This window comes from Pseudomonas urethralis (assembly GCF_021602465.1).
Classification (GTDB): domain Bacteria; phylum Pseudomonadota; class Gammaproteobacteria; order Pseudomonadales; family Pseudomonadaceae; genus Aquipseudomonas; species Aquipseudomonas vlassakiae.
This window is the reverse complement of sequence record NZ_BQIJ01000006.1, coordinates 271,328-287,712: the sequence shown is the minus strand read 5'-3', so window position 1 is coordinate 287,712 and position 16,385 is coordinate 271,328. Positions and strand designations below refer to the sequence as shown.

Genomic DNA, 16,385 nt, shown 5'->3' with positions numbered 1-16,385 from the left:
GGATACGGCTTTTCGCAGAAGGAGTGGCCATGTACATCCAGATTCTCGGTTCCGCCGCCGGTGGTGGTTTCCCGCAGTGGAACTGCAACTGCGTCAATTGCAAGGGCTATCGCGACGGCAGCCTGCGCGCCACGGCACGCACCCAGTCGTCCATCGCCCTGTCCGACGACGGTGAGCACTGGATCCTGTGCAATGCCTCGCCTGACATCCGCGCCCAGCTCCAGGCCTTCGCACCGATGCAGCCGGCGCGCGCCCTGCGCGATACCGGGATCAACGCCATCGTCCTGCTCGACAGCCAGATCGACCATACCACCGGCCTGCTCAGCCTGCGCGAAGGCTGCCCGCATCAGGTCTGGTGCACCGACATGGTCCACCAGGACCTGACCAGCGGCTTCCCGCTGTTCAACATGCTCAGCCACTGGAACGGTGGGCTGCAGTGGAACCGCATCGAGCTCGAAGGCAGTTTCGTCATCGACGCCTGCCCTGACCTCAGGTTCACCCCTTTCCCCCTGCGCAGCGCCGCACCGCCCTATTCGCCGCACCGCTTCGACCCCCACCCGGGCGACAACCTCGGCCTGTTGGTCGAAGACACGCGCACTGGCGGCAAGCTGTTCTACGCACCCGGCCTCGGCCAGGTCGATGCCAAGCTGCTGCAGATGATGCATGGCGCCGACTGCCTGCTGGTCGACGGCACGCTGTGGGAAGATGATGAAATGCAGCGCCGTGGTGTCGGCACCCGTACCGGCCGCGAGATGGGCCACCTGGCGCAGAATGGCCCGGGTGGCATGCTCGAAGTGCTCGACGGCTTCGCGCGCCAGCGCAAGGTGCTTATCCACATCAACAACACCAACCCGATCCTCGATGAAGACTCCCCCGAACGCGCCGAAGTCCAGCGCCGCGGCGTCGAAGTCGCCTTCGATGGCATGAGCATCGAGCTGTAAGGAGGCCCCGTGAGCGACGCACTGCCAATGTCACCTGCCGAATTCGAGCAGGCCCTGCGCGCCAAGGGCGCCTACTACCACATCCACCACCCCTATCACGTGGCGATGTACCAAGGCCGCGCCACCCGCGAGCAGATTCAGGGCTGGGTAGCCAACCGCTTCTACTACCAGGTCAACATCCCGATGAAGGACGCCGCGATCCTGGCCAACTGCCCGGACCGCGAGGTACGCCGTGAGTGGATCCAGCGCCTGCTCGATCATGATGGCGCGCCGGGTGAGGACGGCGGTATCGAAGCCTGGCTGCGACTGGGCCAGGCGGTCGGCCTCGACCCTGACCAGCTACGTTCCCAGGAACTGGTGCTGCCCGGCGTGCGTTTCGCCGTCGATGCCTACGTCAACTTCGCTCGCCGGGCCAGCTGGCAAGAAGCGGCCAGCAGTTCACTGACCGAACTGTTCGCCCCGCAGATCCACCAGTCCCGCCTGGACAGCTGGCCACAGCACTACCCGTGGATCGACCCGGCTGGCTACGAGTACTTCCGCACTCGCCTGGGCCAGGCCCGGCGTGATGTCGAGCACGGCCTGGCGATCACCTTGCAGCACTACACCACCCGCGCGGGCCAGGAGCGTATGCTGGAAATCCTGCAGTTCAAGCTGGATATCCTGTGGAGCATGCTGGATGCCATGAGCATGGCCTACGAGCTGAACCGCCCGCCTTACCACACCGTCACCCCGCAACGGGTCTGGCACAAGGGGATTGCCCTATGAGTTTCGACCGCAAGCAAGTGCCGAGCTGGCGCCCCGGCTACCGCTTCCAGTACGAGCCGGCGCAAAAAGGCCATGTGCTGCTGTACCCCGAAGGCATGATCAGGCTCAACGACAGCGCCGGCCTGATCGGCGGGCTGATCGACGGCAAGCGTGACGTGGCGGCGATCATCGCCGACCTCGAACAACAATTCCCTGGTGTGCCCGAAGTCGCAGACGATATCGAGCAATTCATGGAGGTGGCCCGTGCCGAACACTGGATCGTCCTCGCCTGAGGTGCCGGTCGGCCTGCCGCTATGGCTGCTGGCCGAGCTGACCTACCGCTGCCCGCTGCAATGTCCGTACTGTTCCAACCCACTGGACTTCGCTGCCCAAGGCCAGGAGCTGAGCACTGCGCAGTGGTTCAAGGTGATGGCCGAAGCCCGCGCGATGGGCGCCGCGCAGATCGGCTTTTCCGGTGGTGAGCCGCTGGTGCGCCAGGACCTCGCCGAGCTGATCGGCGAGGCCCGTCGGCTGGGCTACTACACCAACCTGATCACCTCTGGCATCGGCCTGACCGAAGCGCGCATCGCCGCCTTCAAGGAAGCCGGGCTGGACCATATCCAGATCAGCTTCCAGGCCAGTGACGAACAGGTCAACAACCTGCTGGCCGGTTCGAAGAAGGCCTTCGCGCAGAAGCTGGAAATGGCCCGCGCGGTAAAGGCCCACGGTTATCCGATGGTGCTCAACTTCGTCACCCACCGGCACAACATCGACAAGATCGACCGCATCATCGAGTTGTGCATCGCCCTTGAGGCCGACTTCGTCGAGCTTGCCACCTGCCAGTTCTACGGCTGGGCGCACCTCAACCGCCTCGGCCTGCTACCGACCCGCGCACAGCTCGAACGTGCCGAACGCATCACCAATGAGTACCGGCAGAAGCTCAAGGCCGAGGGCAGCCCGTGCAAGCTGATCTTCGTCACCCCGGATTACTACGAAGAACGCCCCAAGGCCTGCATGAACGGTTGGGGCAGCCTGTTCCTGACCATCACGCCAGACGGCACTGCCTTGCCCTGCCATGGCGCCCGGCAATTGCCGGTGCAGTTCCCCAACGTGCGCGACCATGACCTGCAGCACATCTGGTACGACTCGTTCGGCTTTAACCGCTTCCGCGGTTACGACTGGATGCCCGAGCCGTGCCGCTCGTGCGATGAGAAGGAAAAAGACTTCGGCGGCTGCCGATGCCAGGCCTTCATGCTGACCGGTGATGCCAGCAAGGCCGACCCGGTGTGCGCCAAGTCTGCTGACCACGGCATTATCCTCAAGGCCCGTGAAGAGGCGGAAACTGCCCAACTTGCCATCGAAGAGCTGACCTTCCGCAATGAGCGCAACTCCCGTGTCATCGTCCGCGGCTGACTTCAGCGCCGCCCAGGCCGTCGCCGCCGGCACCGACTTTGCCGAACTCAAGGTCGGCGACGCAGGCCTGTTCTGGAACGAGTTCCGCCCCGCCGATGGCGCCTGCCGGATCTGGCAGTGGCGTGACCACCAGGCACGTTGCCTCACGCCCGATGGCTTCAGCGCGCGCAGCCGGGTCTACGAATACGGCGGCGGCAGCTTCTGCCTGGGCGGTGACGGGCTGCTGTTCGTCAACGAAAAGGATCAACAGGTCTATACCCAGCGCCTTGAAGGCGGAGCACCCCGCGCCCTGACCGCCGAAGCCGACTGCCGCTATGGCGATGTGCAGTGGCACGACGGCAAGGTACTGGCAGTCGAAGAGCGCCATGGCGAAAGCGTCGAGCATCGTCTGGTGGCATTGACCGATACCTCTCGCGAGGTACTCGCCGAAGGGGCCGACTTCTATGCCGCGCCAACCGTCAGCGCTGACGGCCAACGCCTGGCCTGGGTCGAATGGGACCGTCCGGCACAGCCTTGGACCCTTACCCGGCTAATGTGCCGCGAGCGTGACGCCAACGGCGACTGGGGGGCAGCACGCTGTATCGCCGCCGAGCATGAATCACTGCAACAGCCGCGCTTCGACGCCGAAGGCCGCTTGTACTGTTTGTCTGACCGCAATGGCTTCTGGCAGCCCTGGGGCGAGGTCGACGGCCTCTGGCAGGCGCTGCCGGCCGAACCCGCCGACCACGCCGCCGCGCCCTGGCAACTGGGCACCAGCACCTGGCTGCCGCTAAGCCCGCAGCACTATCTGGCCACCTGGTTCGAAGGTGGTATCGGGCAGCTGGGCCTGCACGATGAAGATGGACGCATGGAACGCTTCGCCAGCGCCTACACCCGGTTCCGCAACCTGGCCATGGATGCCGGGCACCTCTATGCCATCGCGGCTTCACCGATCAGCCCGCCGGCAGTGATCGCCATTGCCCGCGCCAGCCATGAGGTCAGCGTGCTGGCCGGTGGCGCAGAAGTGCTGCCGGCAGCGCAGATCAGTTTGCCGCAATCGATCCAGTACAAGAGTGGCGACGCGTTTGCCCATGGTTTTTTCTATCCAGCCAGCGCCACCCAGGGCCCTGCCCCTTTACTGGTGTTCATCCACGGTGGCCCGACCTCGGCCTGCTACCCGGTACTCGACCCACGCATCCAGTACTGGACGCAACGCGGTTTCGCCGTTGCCGACCTGAATTACCGTGGCAGCACGGGCTATGGTCGGGAATACCGCCAGGCCCTGCACCTGCGATGGGGCCAGAGCGATGTGCAAGACGCCTGTGCCGCCGTCGAATACCTGGCTGGGCAAGGGCTGATCGACCCCGGCAAGGCCTTCATTCGCGGCGGCAGTGCCGGTGGCTATACCACGCTGTGCGCCCTGGCATTCCACGACGTGTTTCGCGCTGGAGCCAGCCTTTACGGGGTCAGTGATCCGATTGCCCTGGGCCGCGCCACGCACAAGTTCGAGGGCGACTACCTGGACTGGTTGATCGGTGACCCCCAGCAGGATGCCGAGCGCTACCGCCAACGCACCCCTCTGCTTCACGCCTCCAGGATCAAGGTGCCGGTGATCTTCTTCCAGGGCGAGCTGGATGCAGTGGTGGTGCCGGAGCAGACGCGCGCCATGCTGCAGGCATTGCAGGCCAACGGCATCGACGCCGAAGGGCATTTCTATGCCGGGGAACGGCACGGGTTCCGCAAGGCTGAGAACCTGGCGCACGCGCTGGAAGAGGAGTGGAAATTCTATTGCCGGGTGCTGCAGGACTGACACCTTGGGGCCGCCTGGGCGGCCCCCGCTTACTCAGCGCTTGGCGATGATATACACCGCATGCACGATGCCCGGGATGTAGCCCAGCAGGGTCAGCAGTATGTTCAGCCAGAACGCCCCGCCAAACCCCACCTGCAGAAACACACCCAGCGGCGGCAGGATAATGGCGATGATGATGCGAATGAAGTCCATGCGGGTCTCTCCTCAAGGGGTTACATCACAGACTAGCTACGCATCGCAGAGGTTCCACAGGCAAAAAAACGCCCCGGGCCAAATGAAACAGGCACGGGGCGATGCGCAGAAACGCCAGACGGTTCGTTGAGTTCTTGATCAGGCCGGCATTTCGCGGCGGGCCTGTAGTTGCGCATGCAGGCGGGTAAAGGCTCGGGCCAGGCGCAGGAGCATTTCATCGATATTGCCCTTGCTGACAGTCAACGCTGGCGAGAAACGCACCACATCCGCCTGTGGCGCATTCAGCAGCAAGCCCTCGTGCAAGGCTGCCTCGACCAGTTCCCTGGCGAAGCTTTCCTGCAAATGCAAGGCCCACAGCAGGCCCTGGCCACGCACTTCGCCCTGGCCATAGCGGCCAGCCAGGCGGCTCAGGCCGTCGCGCAAATGGCGGCCGCTGTCTTGCACCTGCTCGAAGAAGCCAGGTTCCAGCACGGTTTCCAGCACGGCCAGGCCGGCGGCGCTCATCAGTGAGTTGCCGTGATGGCTACCCTCCAGTTCGCCCGGCTCGGCGCAGCAGGCGGTCCCGCGGGCCAGCAAGGCAGCCAGCGGCACGCCACCACCCAAGCCCTTGCCCAGCGTGATGATGTCGGCACGCACGCCGTAGATCTGTTCTGCCAGTAACGCCCCGCAGCGGCCGATACCCGTTTGCACTTCGTCGAGAATCAGCAGAATGCCCAGTTCCCGGCAGAGCTTTTCCACGCCTTGCAGGTACTCGCGCGTAGCCGGAATCACCCCCGCCTCGCCCTGGATCGGCTCGAGCATGATCGCCACGGTGCGCGAGTCGACCTCGGCATGCAGCGCCGCCAGGTCGTTGAACGGCACCTTGCTGAACCCCGGCAGGCCCGGTTCGCAGCGGTTGCACGGCAGTGGGTCGGAAGCTGACAGCGCACCCAGGCTACGGCCATGGCAAGCCTGACTGGCGGTGATGATGTGGTAGGCGCCATTACGGTTCAGCTGGCCCCACTTGCGCGCCAGCTTGATCGCTCCCTCACAGGCCTCGGCGCCGCTGTTGAGCAGGTAGGCCTGGTCGCTGCCAGTGCTCTGGCACAAGCGGTTGACCAGCGCCAACAGGCCACGGCTGTGGTAACCCGCACCGGGGTTGATCAGCGCCTGGGCCTGGTTGCCCAGGGCTTTGACCAGCGCCGTCGGGCTGTGCCCAAGGCTGTTGACGGCACCGCCCTGGGTGAAGTCCAGGTAGGCATGCCCTTCGTTGTCCCACAACCAGGAACCCTGACCACGCACGAACACTTGCGCGGCCCGCTCGGTGCTCGGCATCAGACGCTCACGCGACAACTGCGGCGCATCCGCCACAATCGCCGGCGCACGCTTGGGCTCGGCAACTGCGGGAGCCGAACGGCGCAGGTTGAACAGGTTCATCGGGGCTCCAACCAGTCACGGAAAAAGGCAGCCAGGGATCCGGTCTTGTTGCCGACGCTGGATAATTTTGCCTTGCCTATCAAAAGTGTTTTTCAAACTCGGTAACAATGCGCTCAGCGATCGCTGTAAGCCATTGGAATACGGCGATAGACTAGGCTTCAGCGGCGCTTGCGGCCATTTCGTTTTCCCAGCTTTTTCGATAAGTGATACTTATGGATTTTCGCCAACTGCGTTATTTCGTCGCGGTGTATGAAGAGGGCCATGTCGGCCGCGCCGCCGAACGGCTGTCGCTGTCGCAACCGGCCCTGTCACAGCAGATTCGCCAGCTTGAGCACAGCCTCGACCTCAGCCTGTTCGAACGCAGCAACAAACGCCTGCTGCCGACCCTGGCCGCACACACCCTGTACAACCATGCCCTGCCGCTACTGGATGGCCTGCAGCGGGCCCATGAGGCCATGCGCAACTTCAAGGGCCAGTCCTTGCGCACCTTGGCCATCGGTGTGCTGCAGACCGTGCGGCCAAGCCTGGTGCCACAGCTGCTGGAGCGCGTGCGCAAGGCACAGCCGCATCTCGTGGTGCAAATCTATGAGCTGTCGGGGCTGGAGATCGAACGGCGGCTGCTCAATGGCAACCTCGACATTGGCATCAGCTACCTGCCACCGCGCCAGCCAGGGTTGCACGGCTCGCTGCTGTACGAAGATGAGTTGCAGGTGGTCATCCCGGACACCCACCCGTTGAAGGACTTCAAGAAAGTCTCGATCAAGCAGGCCGCCGAACTGCCCATGCTGATGCTCGGAGAGGAATTCCAGATCCGCCAGATCTGGAAGGAACAACTGGCCGCACAGGGCCGCCGACCGCAGGTGCAAGCCGAAATGAACAACATGGCCGGGATTCTCGACAGCCTGGCGCACACCTCGCTGGCGACCATTCTGCCTGGGCGGGCCAAGGATGCTGCCGAAGACGATCAGGGCTTGCTATGGAAACCGCTGAGCGAGCCACGCGTGCCGCTCAAGGTCGGCTTGGTGTTTCGCGATGCCCAGCGCCAGCAGGCCTCGGTGGAGCTGCTGCGCACGCTGCTGGAAGAGGAGACCGATGCGCGACAGCTGGGCGCCCCGCCGCTGGATGTGCTTGGCTGAAAACCTGCAGACGAAGAAAACCCCGCCGAAGCGGGGTTCTCTAGACTGTTTCCCTGTGACATCCCTATCGCCCCGCCATCCTGGCAGGAAATCCTTCGTTGTCCCTGTTCTGTCCTTTGCGCTTCCTGCGCAACGTCCATGTAGAAAGATTAACCGTGGATCCAATCTGGCACCAGTGGCGAAAAGTCACCACGTAATGTAGGAAAAGGCTTACAAGAAGTAGTCTTTCGCAAACACTTCACCCTGTCAGAACTGCTCGGCATCCAGCAGGTACAACGACTCGCTGCCTGCCTTCACCGAAGCCACCAGCGAGCTCACCCGCGGCAGCAGCCGTGCGAAGTAGAACCGCGCCGTGCCCAGCTTGGCCGAATAGAACGCCTCATCGCCCTCAGCCGCCTTGGCCGCCCGGGCCATCAGCGCCCACATGTAGGCATAGGCCACATAGCCAAAGGCATGCAGGTACTCGACCGACGCGGCACCGATCTCATTCGGGTTGCCCTTGGCCTGATCCAGCACCCATTCGGTCAGCCCATCGAGCTGATCCAGGCAGGCACCCAGCGGCCTGGTAAACTCGCCCAGCTGGCCATCCGCGCTGGCAATGAACTGGCGAATCTCGCCAGAGAACAGCCTGTAGTAGGCCCCACCGCTGGCCACCACCTTGCGCCCCATCAGGTCCAGTGCCTGGATACCATTGGTGCCTTCGTAAATCTGGGTGATACGCACATCGCGCACCAGTTGTTCCTGGCCCCACTCGCGGATGTAGCCATGGCCACCGAATACCTGCTGGCCATGCACCGTGCACTCGAGGCCGAGGTCGGTAAGGAAGGCCTTGGCCACCGGGGTCAGCAGCGCCACCAGCTCTTCGCTGCGTTTGCGCGTTGCCGGGTCTTGGCTGTACTTGGCGCTGTCGAGCTGCATCGCCACGTAGGTGGAGAAGGCACGACCGCCCTCGATCAGCGCCTTCATGGTCAGCAGCATGCGCCGCACATCGGGGTGGACGATGATCGGGTCGGCGGCCTTGTCCTTGGCTTGCGGCCCGGTCGGGGCGCGGCTCTGCAGGCGATCACGGGCGTATTCAACGGCGTTCTGGTAGGAGCGCTCGGCCGATGCCAGGCCTTGGATACCTACGCCCAGGCGTTCGTAGTTCATCATGGTGAACATCGCCGCCAAGCCCTTGTTCGGCTCGCCGACAAGGTAGCCGACCGCCTCGTCGAAGTTCATCACGCAGGTCGCCGACGCCTGGATACCCATCTTGTGCTCGATCGAGCCGCAAGTGGCCGGGTTGCGCGCGCCGAGGCTGCCGTCTTCGTTGACCAGGAACTTCGGCACCAGGAACAGCGAGATGCCTTTGGGCCCCGCAGGTGCATCCGGCAGCTTGGCCAGCACCAGGTGGATGATGTTCTCGGTCAGGTCATGCTCGCCGCCGGTGATGAAGATCTTGGTGCCACTGACCTTGTAGCTGCCGTCGGCCTGGGGCTCGGCCTTGGTGCGGATGATGCCCAGGTCGGTACCGGCATGCGGTTCGGTCAGGCACATGGAGCCGGCCCAGACACCCGCGTACATGTTAGGCAGGTACTTTTGCTTCAGCGCCTCACTGGCGTGGGCATTGATCGACAGGCAGGCGCCGGCGGTCAGCATCGGGTACAGGCCGAATGCCAGGCTCGAGGCGTTGACCATTTCCTCGACCTGGGCCGAGATCGCCTTGGGCATGCCCATGCCACCGAACTGCGGGTCACCGCCCACGCCCACCCAACCGCCTTCGGCGTAAGTGTTGTAAGCCTCGATGAAGCCGGCTGGCGTACGCACGGCCCCGTTGTCCCAGTGGCAGCCTTCTTCGTCGGCGGCCCGGCTGAGGGGGGCGATGCTCTTGCTGGTGACCTTGCCGGCTTCTTCCAGCACAGCCATGGCGGTGTCCGCGTCGACCGCCTCGGCCAGTTCGGGCAGCTGCGCCCACAACTCGGCCACATTGAAGACTTCATTCAGTACGAAGCGCATGTCGCGCAGGGGCGCTTTATAGTCAGCCATGACAACCTCTCGCTGGTCGGGTCGGGGCGGCCACACGGACCGCGGCACGGGGTTCGTAAAAAACAACCCCGGGGTTGAATCCAGTGTAACCGAACAACTTTTGCGAGACATAGGGTCATCACGCGACCGCATGGTCTATTTCGGTCACGCCATCCGCACGGCGCCACGCTGGGATTGTTGACCATAGACCATGACACAGTTACGTCCCGCCCCCTTGGCACTGTAGAGCGCCTGGTCGGCGGACTTGAGCACCTCTTCCGGGTTGCGATGATCGACCAAGCGTTCGGCGACACCGATGCTGATGGTGACCGAAACCGTGCCGCCCGCGCTGCCACTGCGGCGCTGACGCCCGGTGGAATCGTCCTGCGGGCGGCTGTTCTGGTCACGCAGGTGCATGGTGTAGTTGGCAATCATCTCGCGCACGGCTTCGACGTGCGGCACGCACTCCTCTGCCGTCTTGCCGGCGAACACCAGGGCAAATTCTTCGCCCCCGTAGCGATAGGCGCGGCCCCCACCGGTCACCTTGGACAACCGGCTGGCGACCAGCCGCAGCACTTGGTCACCGACATCGTGGCCGTGGGTATCGTTGAATTTCTTGAAGTGGTCGACGTCGGTCATCGCGATCACGTAGTTGCGACCCAGGCGTTGCATGCGCTCGTTCAGCGCACGGCGCCCCGGCAACCCGGTAAGTTCGTCACGGAAGGCCATCTGGTAGGCCTCGTGCGATACCGCAGCGGCAATCATGAGCATCACTTGGCTGCACATGATGTTCAGGGTAAACGGAAGGATGAAGGTCTTGGGCAGCATCCAGAAAATACCGACCAGGCCGATCAGCTGTGCCGCATGCAACGGCCGGGGCTCGCGCAGGTATTGCACGACCAGCAGGACGAACACCACCAGGAATACCGGGTAGACCATCTGGATCAGGCTCATCCACTGGCCATGCAGCGAGGGCCAGCGGATCTCCGCCAACCAGGCCAGCAGCGCCTGCGGGAAGCTCTGCTCCAAGGCCACGGCCACGCTGCCAACGGCGAACAGCACGGCGAAGCGGGCCAACAGGTCCTGGGCCAGGTGAGTGCGTTCCTGCCAGGCGCCGAACAGGCCGTACAGGGCAGGCAGCAACAGGCACACCAGGTGGAAGATCACGGCTGCGTCCTCGCGCACGCGGCCATTGTCACGGTAGAAATCGGTCTGCGTGTCGAGCAGGAAATAAGCGATGTACACCGTCACCATCAGGAACAGTTCACGCTGGCGGCGATACACGGCGCAGTAGGCGCCCCCCAGCAGCAGGACCAAGGTGGGAAGAACATTGAACAGGGATGTGAAGAAGACGCTGAGGTCTCTTACATAAGCCGCCGCGAGCCCAGCCAGCAGCAAAAACAGCGAAGGCAGGAAATGGCTCGCGCGAACAGCATTTAGACGAAACAAGGGCAATCTCCGACCCGGCAGATCAATAATAGCATTGTGCCTCTAGTTCATCGGCAGCACACGTGAATAGATGAATACACCGGTGGGTTAACGGCAGCGAGGGTGGAGCGCTTGAGGTTTTCTTGTAACGGGATCTTTACCGGTTGCTGAAAAAACATCACTGGCCTCCAGCGGACGCCAGTGATGCAAAGGGGAACAGCGTTACAGGTCGTTGTTGAAGGGCAGCAACGGCCCCTGCGCAGTGGAGCGACCCGAGGCACCGACGGCATTGAGCTGGAACTCGGCGTCTTGTGCTTGCCGAGAGGTGATCTGTGCGCTGGCCGGTTTTTGCCCGACCGAGTTTTCATCGCCCTTCTCACCCTGCGGCAGCACAAGGGACGGATGATCGAACGGCGCCCGCTCCCAAGCCACGCGCGGATCGGTCAGGCCGACTTCCATGAACTTGACCAATGCATCCACTTCATCCGCCGTCAGGTTCAGCGGGGTCATGTCCGGATCAAGGTTGGAGCCGTTGTGCTGGTTGACTGCCGGGTGCTCGAAGCCGCTGGTGTTGCTGGCGTCTTCGCCGCGCCGGTCGCCGCCGCGGTTGTAGAACTCCATGACCTGCTGCAGCGTTGCCCGGCTGCCGTTATGGAAGTACGGCCCGGTCAAGGCGATGTTGCGCAGGGTCGGGGTCTTGAAGGCGCCATCGACCGCGTCGCGGAAACCGACACTGGGCTTGAGCGTCGGGTCGCAGGGGACTGCTGCGCTCAGTGGCACTTCGAAGGTGCACACATCGACCTCCAGTGGGTCGGGAACATTCCCGCCTTGCAGTTGGCTGTTGTACTCACGGGTGAAGGACAAAGGATTACCCCAGGCGTCCGAGCCCCCCAATGCCAGGTCCTCGGAAGTGGGGCGCACACCGGTGTTGTAGAACCCATTGTCATAGAGTGTGGTCAGGCCGTCAGCCATGACCATGCGCTCGACGCGCTCATGCGGCTGGAACAGCAGCCTGCTGCCCGCGTTGGTCAACTCCGCCCCACCATGGCAGCTGACGCACTTGCCCTTGCCCAGGAACAGGTTCATGCCTTGCACCTGCTGGGCATTCATGGCGGTGTGGTCGCCCTGCAGGTAGGCATCCAGTGGCGCCTGGTCAGAGATCAGCGTGGATTCGTACATCTGGATCGCCAGCCCGAAGAACAGCGGGAAGTTCGCCTCCATCTGGGTATAGGGCTCGCTGCCCAGCAAGACCGGCTGCGTGGCGTTCCACAGGCGAGGCTGGAAGGCGTTCTTGATCAGTTCGCGATAGGTTGGCCGACGGGCACTGGAGACGGGGCCGAGTACCGAGTCGGTAGGCGAAATCTTTTGCCCCTTGAGCATCATGGTGTCGAGCATGCGCCGGCCAATGTCGGCGAACGTACGCCCACCACAAGACATTTCCACCGCGCTGCCGGGAGGCCCGACGGCTTGCGAAGCGGCCGAAGCATCCTTGAGAGCCAGGCGTACCTTGACCGCCGCGCCACTGGCATCCTTGGTCACGAAGATCCCAGCGTCAGGGTCGCGGTTACCGAACGGCGAGAAGCCGTTGAATACGTTGTTGGCCCGGCCATCCCAGAAGTTGCGCACGTTGAATGCCGCGTTGATCACCGACGGCGCATTGCGCCCGGTGGCGCGCCGCACGTTGATGCCGCCCACCTGGAAAATGCCATCCGGCTGCTGGGTGCACTTGTCGAAGCGCGACTGGCGGGGTTTGACAAAGTTGGCGTCGAACACACCTTGCGAGCCGATGACGTCATCGCTCGAATAGACAATCGCCGAGTTGCGGTCCAGAGGATTGGCCAGTACGTGGGTCGGGAAGTCACCCTTTTTCAACGTGTAGTTCGGGCCGCCCTTGCCACCGGAGCGGGTGGTGTAACTCGGCACGTCACCCGGAATGTCGCCTGCCGTGAACGGCTTGTTGAAGATCGACGCGACGTTGGCATTGGTATTGGCCTGGCCGGGGTTGATCTGGTTGGTGACCCGGTGATCGACACCGGCGTGGTAGTGGCATGAAGCGCAGGCGGTGGCGCCGTCACTGCCGATCGCCATGTCCCAGAACAGCGCCTTGCCCAACAGCACCACCGCCCCGCGATTGATCACGTAATCGGACATCAGGTCGACTTTGCGGCCACCTTCGGTACCGGAGGGATCCGGCGGCGTCATGCCCCGCAGTGACTGCAGGCTGGGCACATCCGGGACGACCGGTACGGTCCCGGCCGGGTCCGCAGCCCGAACGCTGGTCAAAGGAAGGCTGGCGGCGAATGTAATCGCTATCGCACAGGCCAGGCGGGGGACTCGCACGTTAATCAGATAGTCGACCATGATGGACTTCCCGACGGCTCAGGTTTTTCAGGCTGTTGGTTCGCGCAACGAAGTGCGCTTAATGCCACCATAGCTGTAACAAAGTATTTCGACACGAAACATTCAATGGTTTTTTAGACCAGTTTATTTTGTCGGCAATACCAAGAAATACTGAAATTCAAACTTCCTCAGTTCCGGTGTAAAACAGCCCCAATAGTGGGTGACATTCCCCAACTCATATTCATGAACCGTTCACAGAAATGACGAAAGCCACGGCACACAAGGGACCGGACGCTGGAAAGGCGACCAGATAGCATCTGGCAATGTATTTGCTACTTGTAGTGAACAGGGGATGAAATTAAAGAATGGGCTGAATTCGACCCATCCAAAAGTCACAGAACGATAAGCCTGCGCCTGTCGAAAAGTTGCGCTGCGCCAGCGATTGCAATTTGGAAGTGAAAGAACAGCCCGGACACCTGAAGATAAAAATAAAACAAAAAAAACGCCGCTCGGCAGGAGCGGCGTTTTCTTCAGTAACTCAACCGGGTTTAGTAACCCAGAGAGAAGTCTTCTTCCTTCATGTCCATCAGGTTGTTGGCGCCCGACAGCATGCTGGCGACGTGAGTACGGGTACGCGGCAGGATGCGCTGGAAGTAGAAGCGCGCAGTCTGCAGCTTGGCAGTGTAGAAGGCTTCTTCGCTGGTGCCGGCTGCCAGTTTTTCCGCCGCCAGGCGAGCGATGTCCGCCCAGAAGTAGGCCAGGCACGCGTAACCGGAGTACATCAGGTAATCCACCGACGCGGCGCCGACTTCCTCGCGGTCCTTCATCGCGGCCATGCCCACTTTCATGGTCAGCTCGCCCCACTCCTTGTTCAGCGCAGCCAATGGCTCGACGAACTCCTTGACCGCGTCATTACCCTCCTGCGCCTGGCAGAACTTGTGCACGATCTTGGTGAAGCCCTTGAGCGCTTCGCCCTGGGTCATCAGCACCTTGCGGCCCAGCAGGTCAAGGGCCTGGATACCGGTGGTGCCCTCGTACAGCATGGAGATGCGGCTATCGCGCACGTTCTGCTCCATGCCCCACTCGGCGATGAAGCCGTGGCCGCCGTAGATCTGCACGCCATGGTTGGCGGCCTCGAAGCCGACTTCGGTCATGAACGCCTTGGCGATCGGGGTCAGGAAGGCCAGCAGGGCATCGGCCTTCTTGCGCTCTTCCTCGTCCTGGCTGTACTTGACGATGTCCACCTGCTTGGCAGTGAAGTACACCATCGCACGGTTACCTTCAGCGAAGGCCTTCATGGTCAGCAGCATGCGACGCACGTCGGGGTGGACGATGATCGGGTCAGCGGCCTTGTCCGGCGCTTTCGGGCCGGTCAGGGAGCGCATCTGCAGGCGCTCACGGGCGTATTTCAGGCCACCCTGGAACGCCACTTCGGCATGCGCCAGGCCTTGCAGCGCAGTACCCAGGCGTGCGGTGTTCATGAAGGTGAACATGCAATTCAGGCCTTTGTTGGCCGGGCCGATCAGGTAGCCAGTGGCACCGTCGAAGTTCATCACGCAGGTAGCGTTGCCGTGGATACCCATCTTGTGTTCGATCGAGCCACAGCTCACGCCGTTGCGCTCACCCACGCCGCCTTCGGCGTTGGGCAGGAACTTCGGCACGATGAACAGCGAAATGCCTTTGGTACCCGCCGGCGCATCTGGCAGACGAGCCAGCACGATGTGGACGATGTTGTCGGCCATGTCGTGTTCACCGGCCGAAATGAAGATCTTGGTGCCGGAGACCTTGTAGCTGCCATCAGCCTGTGGCTCAGCCTTGGTGCGCAGCATGCCCAGGTCGGTACCGCAGTGTGGCTCGGTCAGGCACATGGTGCCGGTCCACTCGCCGGACACCAGCTTGGTCAGGTAGGTGTGCTGCTGCTCAGCGGTGCCGTGGGCGGAGATGGTGTTCATCGCGCCGTGGGACAGGCCTGGATACATGCCCCAGGACCAGTTCGAACCCCCGACCATTTCGCTCAGGGCCAGGCCCAGCGACTCCGGCAGGCCCTGGCCACCGTGCTCGACGTCATGCGCCAGGCTCGGCCAGCCACCTTCGACGAACTGCTGGTAGGCTTCCTTAAAACCGGTCGGCGTCTTCACGCCCGACTCGCTCCAGGTACAGCCTTCCTGATCACCGATACGGTTCAGTGGCGACAGCACCTGCTCACAGAACTTCGCGCCTTCTTCCAGGATCGCGTTGACCATGTCAGGCGTTGCGTCCTGGCAACCCGGCAGGCTCTGATAGTGCGCCTCGTAGCCGAGCAGCTCGTCGCGGACGAAACGAATATCACGCAAGGGGGCTTTGTAATCAGGCATTGCGATGAACCTCTGTGATGAGTTCGGTAGGGGACCGCTGGTACCGACCAGCTCTTGGCGGCTTTGGGTCAAACAGTTGTTTGAAACTTACGTTTAGGACAGCCCGATGTCAAGAAGGGACTATGGTGCCATTTACGCCGCGAAAGATGGCGTTTATGCCATCGCCTGAAATCTCAGGCAGAAACGACTGTGGGAGCGGGTTTACCCGCGAAAGGGCCAGCCGGGACAACAGGGGTGTCCGGACAGGCGCATTCGCGGGTAAACCCGCTCCCACAGGGTTTTGCAGGGAAGCTGGAATCAGGCGTAGGTATCGATGAACCGCCCGAGCATTTCGTCGGAAGCCTTGGCCACCTTGGCACCTAGTTCGACCTCGGTCTTGCCCAGGGCCAATTGCACGGTGCTGGTTGCCAGGTCCATTTGCTGGCTGCGGTCGACCCCACGCAGGCGCTCGGCCTGAAAGTCGCTGGACTGGCTGGTGGCGGCACGCTCGACCGAGGCATTGGCGATCTCGCCGGCGGCCTGATCGACCCGGTTCTGGCCGTTGTAGATGGCATTGAGGCCCGCGTAATACGCGGTGCTGCCGGTGATTTCCATGTCAGAACTCCAATGACGCTGGATATGAACAAGG

13 protein-coding genes are annotated in these 16,385 nt (G+C 62.6%); 6 read left to right on the top strand and 7 right to left on the bottom strand.

What is annotated here, in order from left to right; translation table 11 throughout:
* Window positions 1-29 precede the first annotated feature (29 nt).
* Genes pqqB through L6D64_RS12835 form a run of 5 tightly spaced genes read left to right on the top strand, consistent with a single transcriptional unit; the run spans window position 30 to window position 4,887 of the window.
* Window positions 30-941 (top strand): pyrroloquinoline quinone biosynthesis protein PqqB, encoded by a 912-nt coding sequence (pqqB, locus tag L6D64_RS12855; protein WP_176506063.1) that lies wholly within the window; start codon window positions 30-32, stop codon window positions 939-941.
* 27 nt (window positions 942-968) lie between these two features.
* Window positions 969-1,706, top strand: a complete 738-nt coding sequence (gene pqqC, locus L6D64_RS12850; RefSeq protein ID WP_176506105.1) for a pyrroloquinoline-quinone synthase PqqC — start codon at window positions 969-971, stop codon at window positions 1,704-1,706.
* A complete protein-coding gene (gene pqqD, locus L6D64_RS12845) occupies window positions 1,703-1,978 on the top strand; it encodes a pyrroloquinoline quinone biosynthesis peptide chaperone PqqD (protein WP_176506062.1) in 276 nt (91 codons plus the stop codon). The genes pqqC and pqqD overlap by 4 nt, the downstream gene beginning before the upstream one ends.
* Entirely contained in the window at window positions 1,950-3,098 is a 1,149-nt protein-coding gene (gene pqqE / locus L6D64_RS12840) for a pyrroloquinoline quinone biosynthesis protein PqqE (RefSeq protein ID WP_176506061.1), read from the top strand. Before pqqD ends, pqqE begins: the two co-directional genes overlap by 29 nt.
* Window positions 3,064-4,887: a S9 family peptidase gene (locus L6D64_RS12835; RefSeq protein ID WP_176506060.1), complete on the top strand. Its 1,824-nt coding sequence runs from the start codon at window positions 3,064-3,066 to the stop codon at window positions 4,885-4,887. The genes pqqE and L6D64_RS12835 overlap by 35 nt, the downstream gene beginning before the upstream one ends.
* Window positions 4,888-4,920: 33 nt before the next feature.
* Here L6D64_RS12835 and L6D64_RS12830 read toward each other — a convergent pair whose 3' ends face one another.
* Window positions 4,921-5,079, bottom strand: a complete 159-nt coding sequence (locus tag L6D64_RS12830; protein ID WP_009681539.1) for a YqaE/Pmp3 family membrane protein — start codon at window positions 5,077-5,079, stop codon at window positions 4,921-4,923.
* Between the two features lie 138 nt (window positions 5,080-5,217).
* Window positions 5,218-6,495: an aspartate aminotransferase family protein gene (locus L6D64_RS12825; protein WP_176506059.1), complete on the bottom strand. Its 1,278-nt coding sequence runs from the start codon at window positions 6,493-6,495 to the stop codon at window positions 5,218-5,220.
* 212 nt (window positions 6,496-6,707) lie between these two features.
* Here L6D64_RS12825 and L6D64_RS12820 point away from each other — a divergent pair, with 212 nt between their 5' ends.
* Entirely contained in the window at window positions 6,708-7,631 is a 924-nt protein-coding gene (locus tag L6D64_RS12820) for a LysR family transcriptional regulator (protein ID WP_054885242.1), read from the top strand.
* Window positions 7,632-7,877: 246 nt separating this feature from the next.
* On the opposite strand, the gene L6D64_RS12815 is transcribed toward L6D64_RS12820, so the two are convergent.
* The 5 genes from L6D64_RS12815 to L6D64_RS12795 all read right to left on the bottom strand — a co-directional run bounded on the left by L6D64_RS12815 (window position 7,878) and on the right by L6D64_RS12795 (window position 16,351).
* The gene (locus L6D64_RS12815) at window positions 7,878-9,656 is read right to left on the bottom strand and encodes an acyl-CoA dehydrogenase C-terminal domain-containing protein (RefSeq protein ID WP_176506058.1); all 1,779 of its coding nucleotides are present in this window, start codon (window positions 9,654-9,656) and stop codon (window positions 7,878-7,880) included.
* A 144-nt stretch (window positions 9,657-9,800) separates the two neighbouring features.
* Window positions 9,801-11,084 carry a GGDEF domain-containing protein gene (locus L6D64_RS12810; protein WP_176506057.1) on the bottom strand — a complete coding sequence of 428 codons (1,284 nt, stop codon included), beginning with the start codon at window positions 11,082-11,084 and terminating at the stop codon, window positions 9,801-9,803.
* Window positions 11,085-11,285: 201 nt separating this feature from the next.
* Window positions 11,286-13,424, bottom strand: a complete 2,139-nt coding sequence (locus L6D64_RS12805; protein WP_176506056.1) for a cytochrome-c peroxidase — start codon at window positions 13,422-13,424, stop codon at window positions 11,286-11,288.
* Window positions 13,425-13,951: 527 nt separating this feature from the next.
* Complete coding sequence (locus L6D64_RS12800) at window positions 13,952-15,757, bottom strand: phenylacyl-CoA dehydrogenase (protein WP_176506055.1); 1,806 nt, start codon at window positions 15,755-15,757, stop codon at window positions 13,952-13,954.
* A 297-nt stretch (window positions 15,758-16,054) separates the two neighbouring features.
* Entirely contained in the window at window positions 16,055-16,351 is a 297-nt protein-coding gene (locus L6D64_RS12795; RefSeq protein WP_054885247.1) for a hypothetical protein, read from the bottom strand.
* Between the last annotated feature and the right edge of the window lie 34 nt (window positions 16,352-16,385).

Excerpts from the sequence above, each read along its gene's own strand:
- L6D64_RS12815 (WP_176506058.1), bottom strand. The coding sequence starts at position 9,656 with ATGGCTGACTATAAAGCGCCCCTGCGCGACATGCGCTTCGTACTGAAT.
- L6D64_RS12835 (WP_176506060.1), top strand. The coding sequence starts at position 3,064 with ATGAGCGCAACTCCCGTGTCATCGTCCGCGGCTGACTTCAGCGCCGCC.
- L6D64_RS12825 (WP_176506059.1), bottom strand. The coding sequence starts at position 6,495 with ATGAACCTGTTCAACCTGCGCCGTTCGGCTCCCGCAGTTGCCGAGCCC.
- pqqD (WP_176506062.1), top strand. The coding sequence starts at position 1,703 with ATGAGTTTCGACCGCAAGCAAGTGCCGAGCTGGCGCCCCGGCTACCGC.
- L6D64_RS12820 (WP_054885242.1), top strand. The coding sequence starts at position 6,708 with ATGGATTTTCGCCAACTGCGTTATTTCGTCGCGGTGTATGAAGAGGGC.
- L6D64_RS12800 (WP_176506055.1), bottom strand. The coding sequence starts at position 15,757 with ATGCCTGATTACAAAGCCCCCTTGCGTGATATTCGTTTCGTCCGCGAC.
- pqqB (WP_176506063.1), top strand. The coding sequence starts at position 30 with ATGTACATCCAGATTCTCGGTTCCGCCGCCGGTGGTGGTTTCCCGCAG.
- L6D64_RS12805 (WP_176506056.1), bottom strand. The coding sequence starts at position 13,424 with ATGGTCGACTATCTGATTAACGTGCGAGTCCCCCGCCTGGCCTGTGCG.
- L6D64_RS12795 (WP_054885247.1), bottom strand. The coding sequence starts at position 16,351 with ATGGAAATCACCGGCAGCACCGCGTATTACGCGGGCCTCAATGCCATC.
- pqqC (WP_176506105.1), top strand. The coding sequence starts at position 969 with ATGTCACCTGCCGAATTCGAGCAGGCCCTGCGCGCCAAGGGCGCCTAC.
- L6D64_RS12830 (WP_009681539.1), bottom strand. The coding sequence starts at position 5,079 with ATGGACTTCATTCGCATCATCATCGCCATTATCCTGCCGCCGCTGGGT.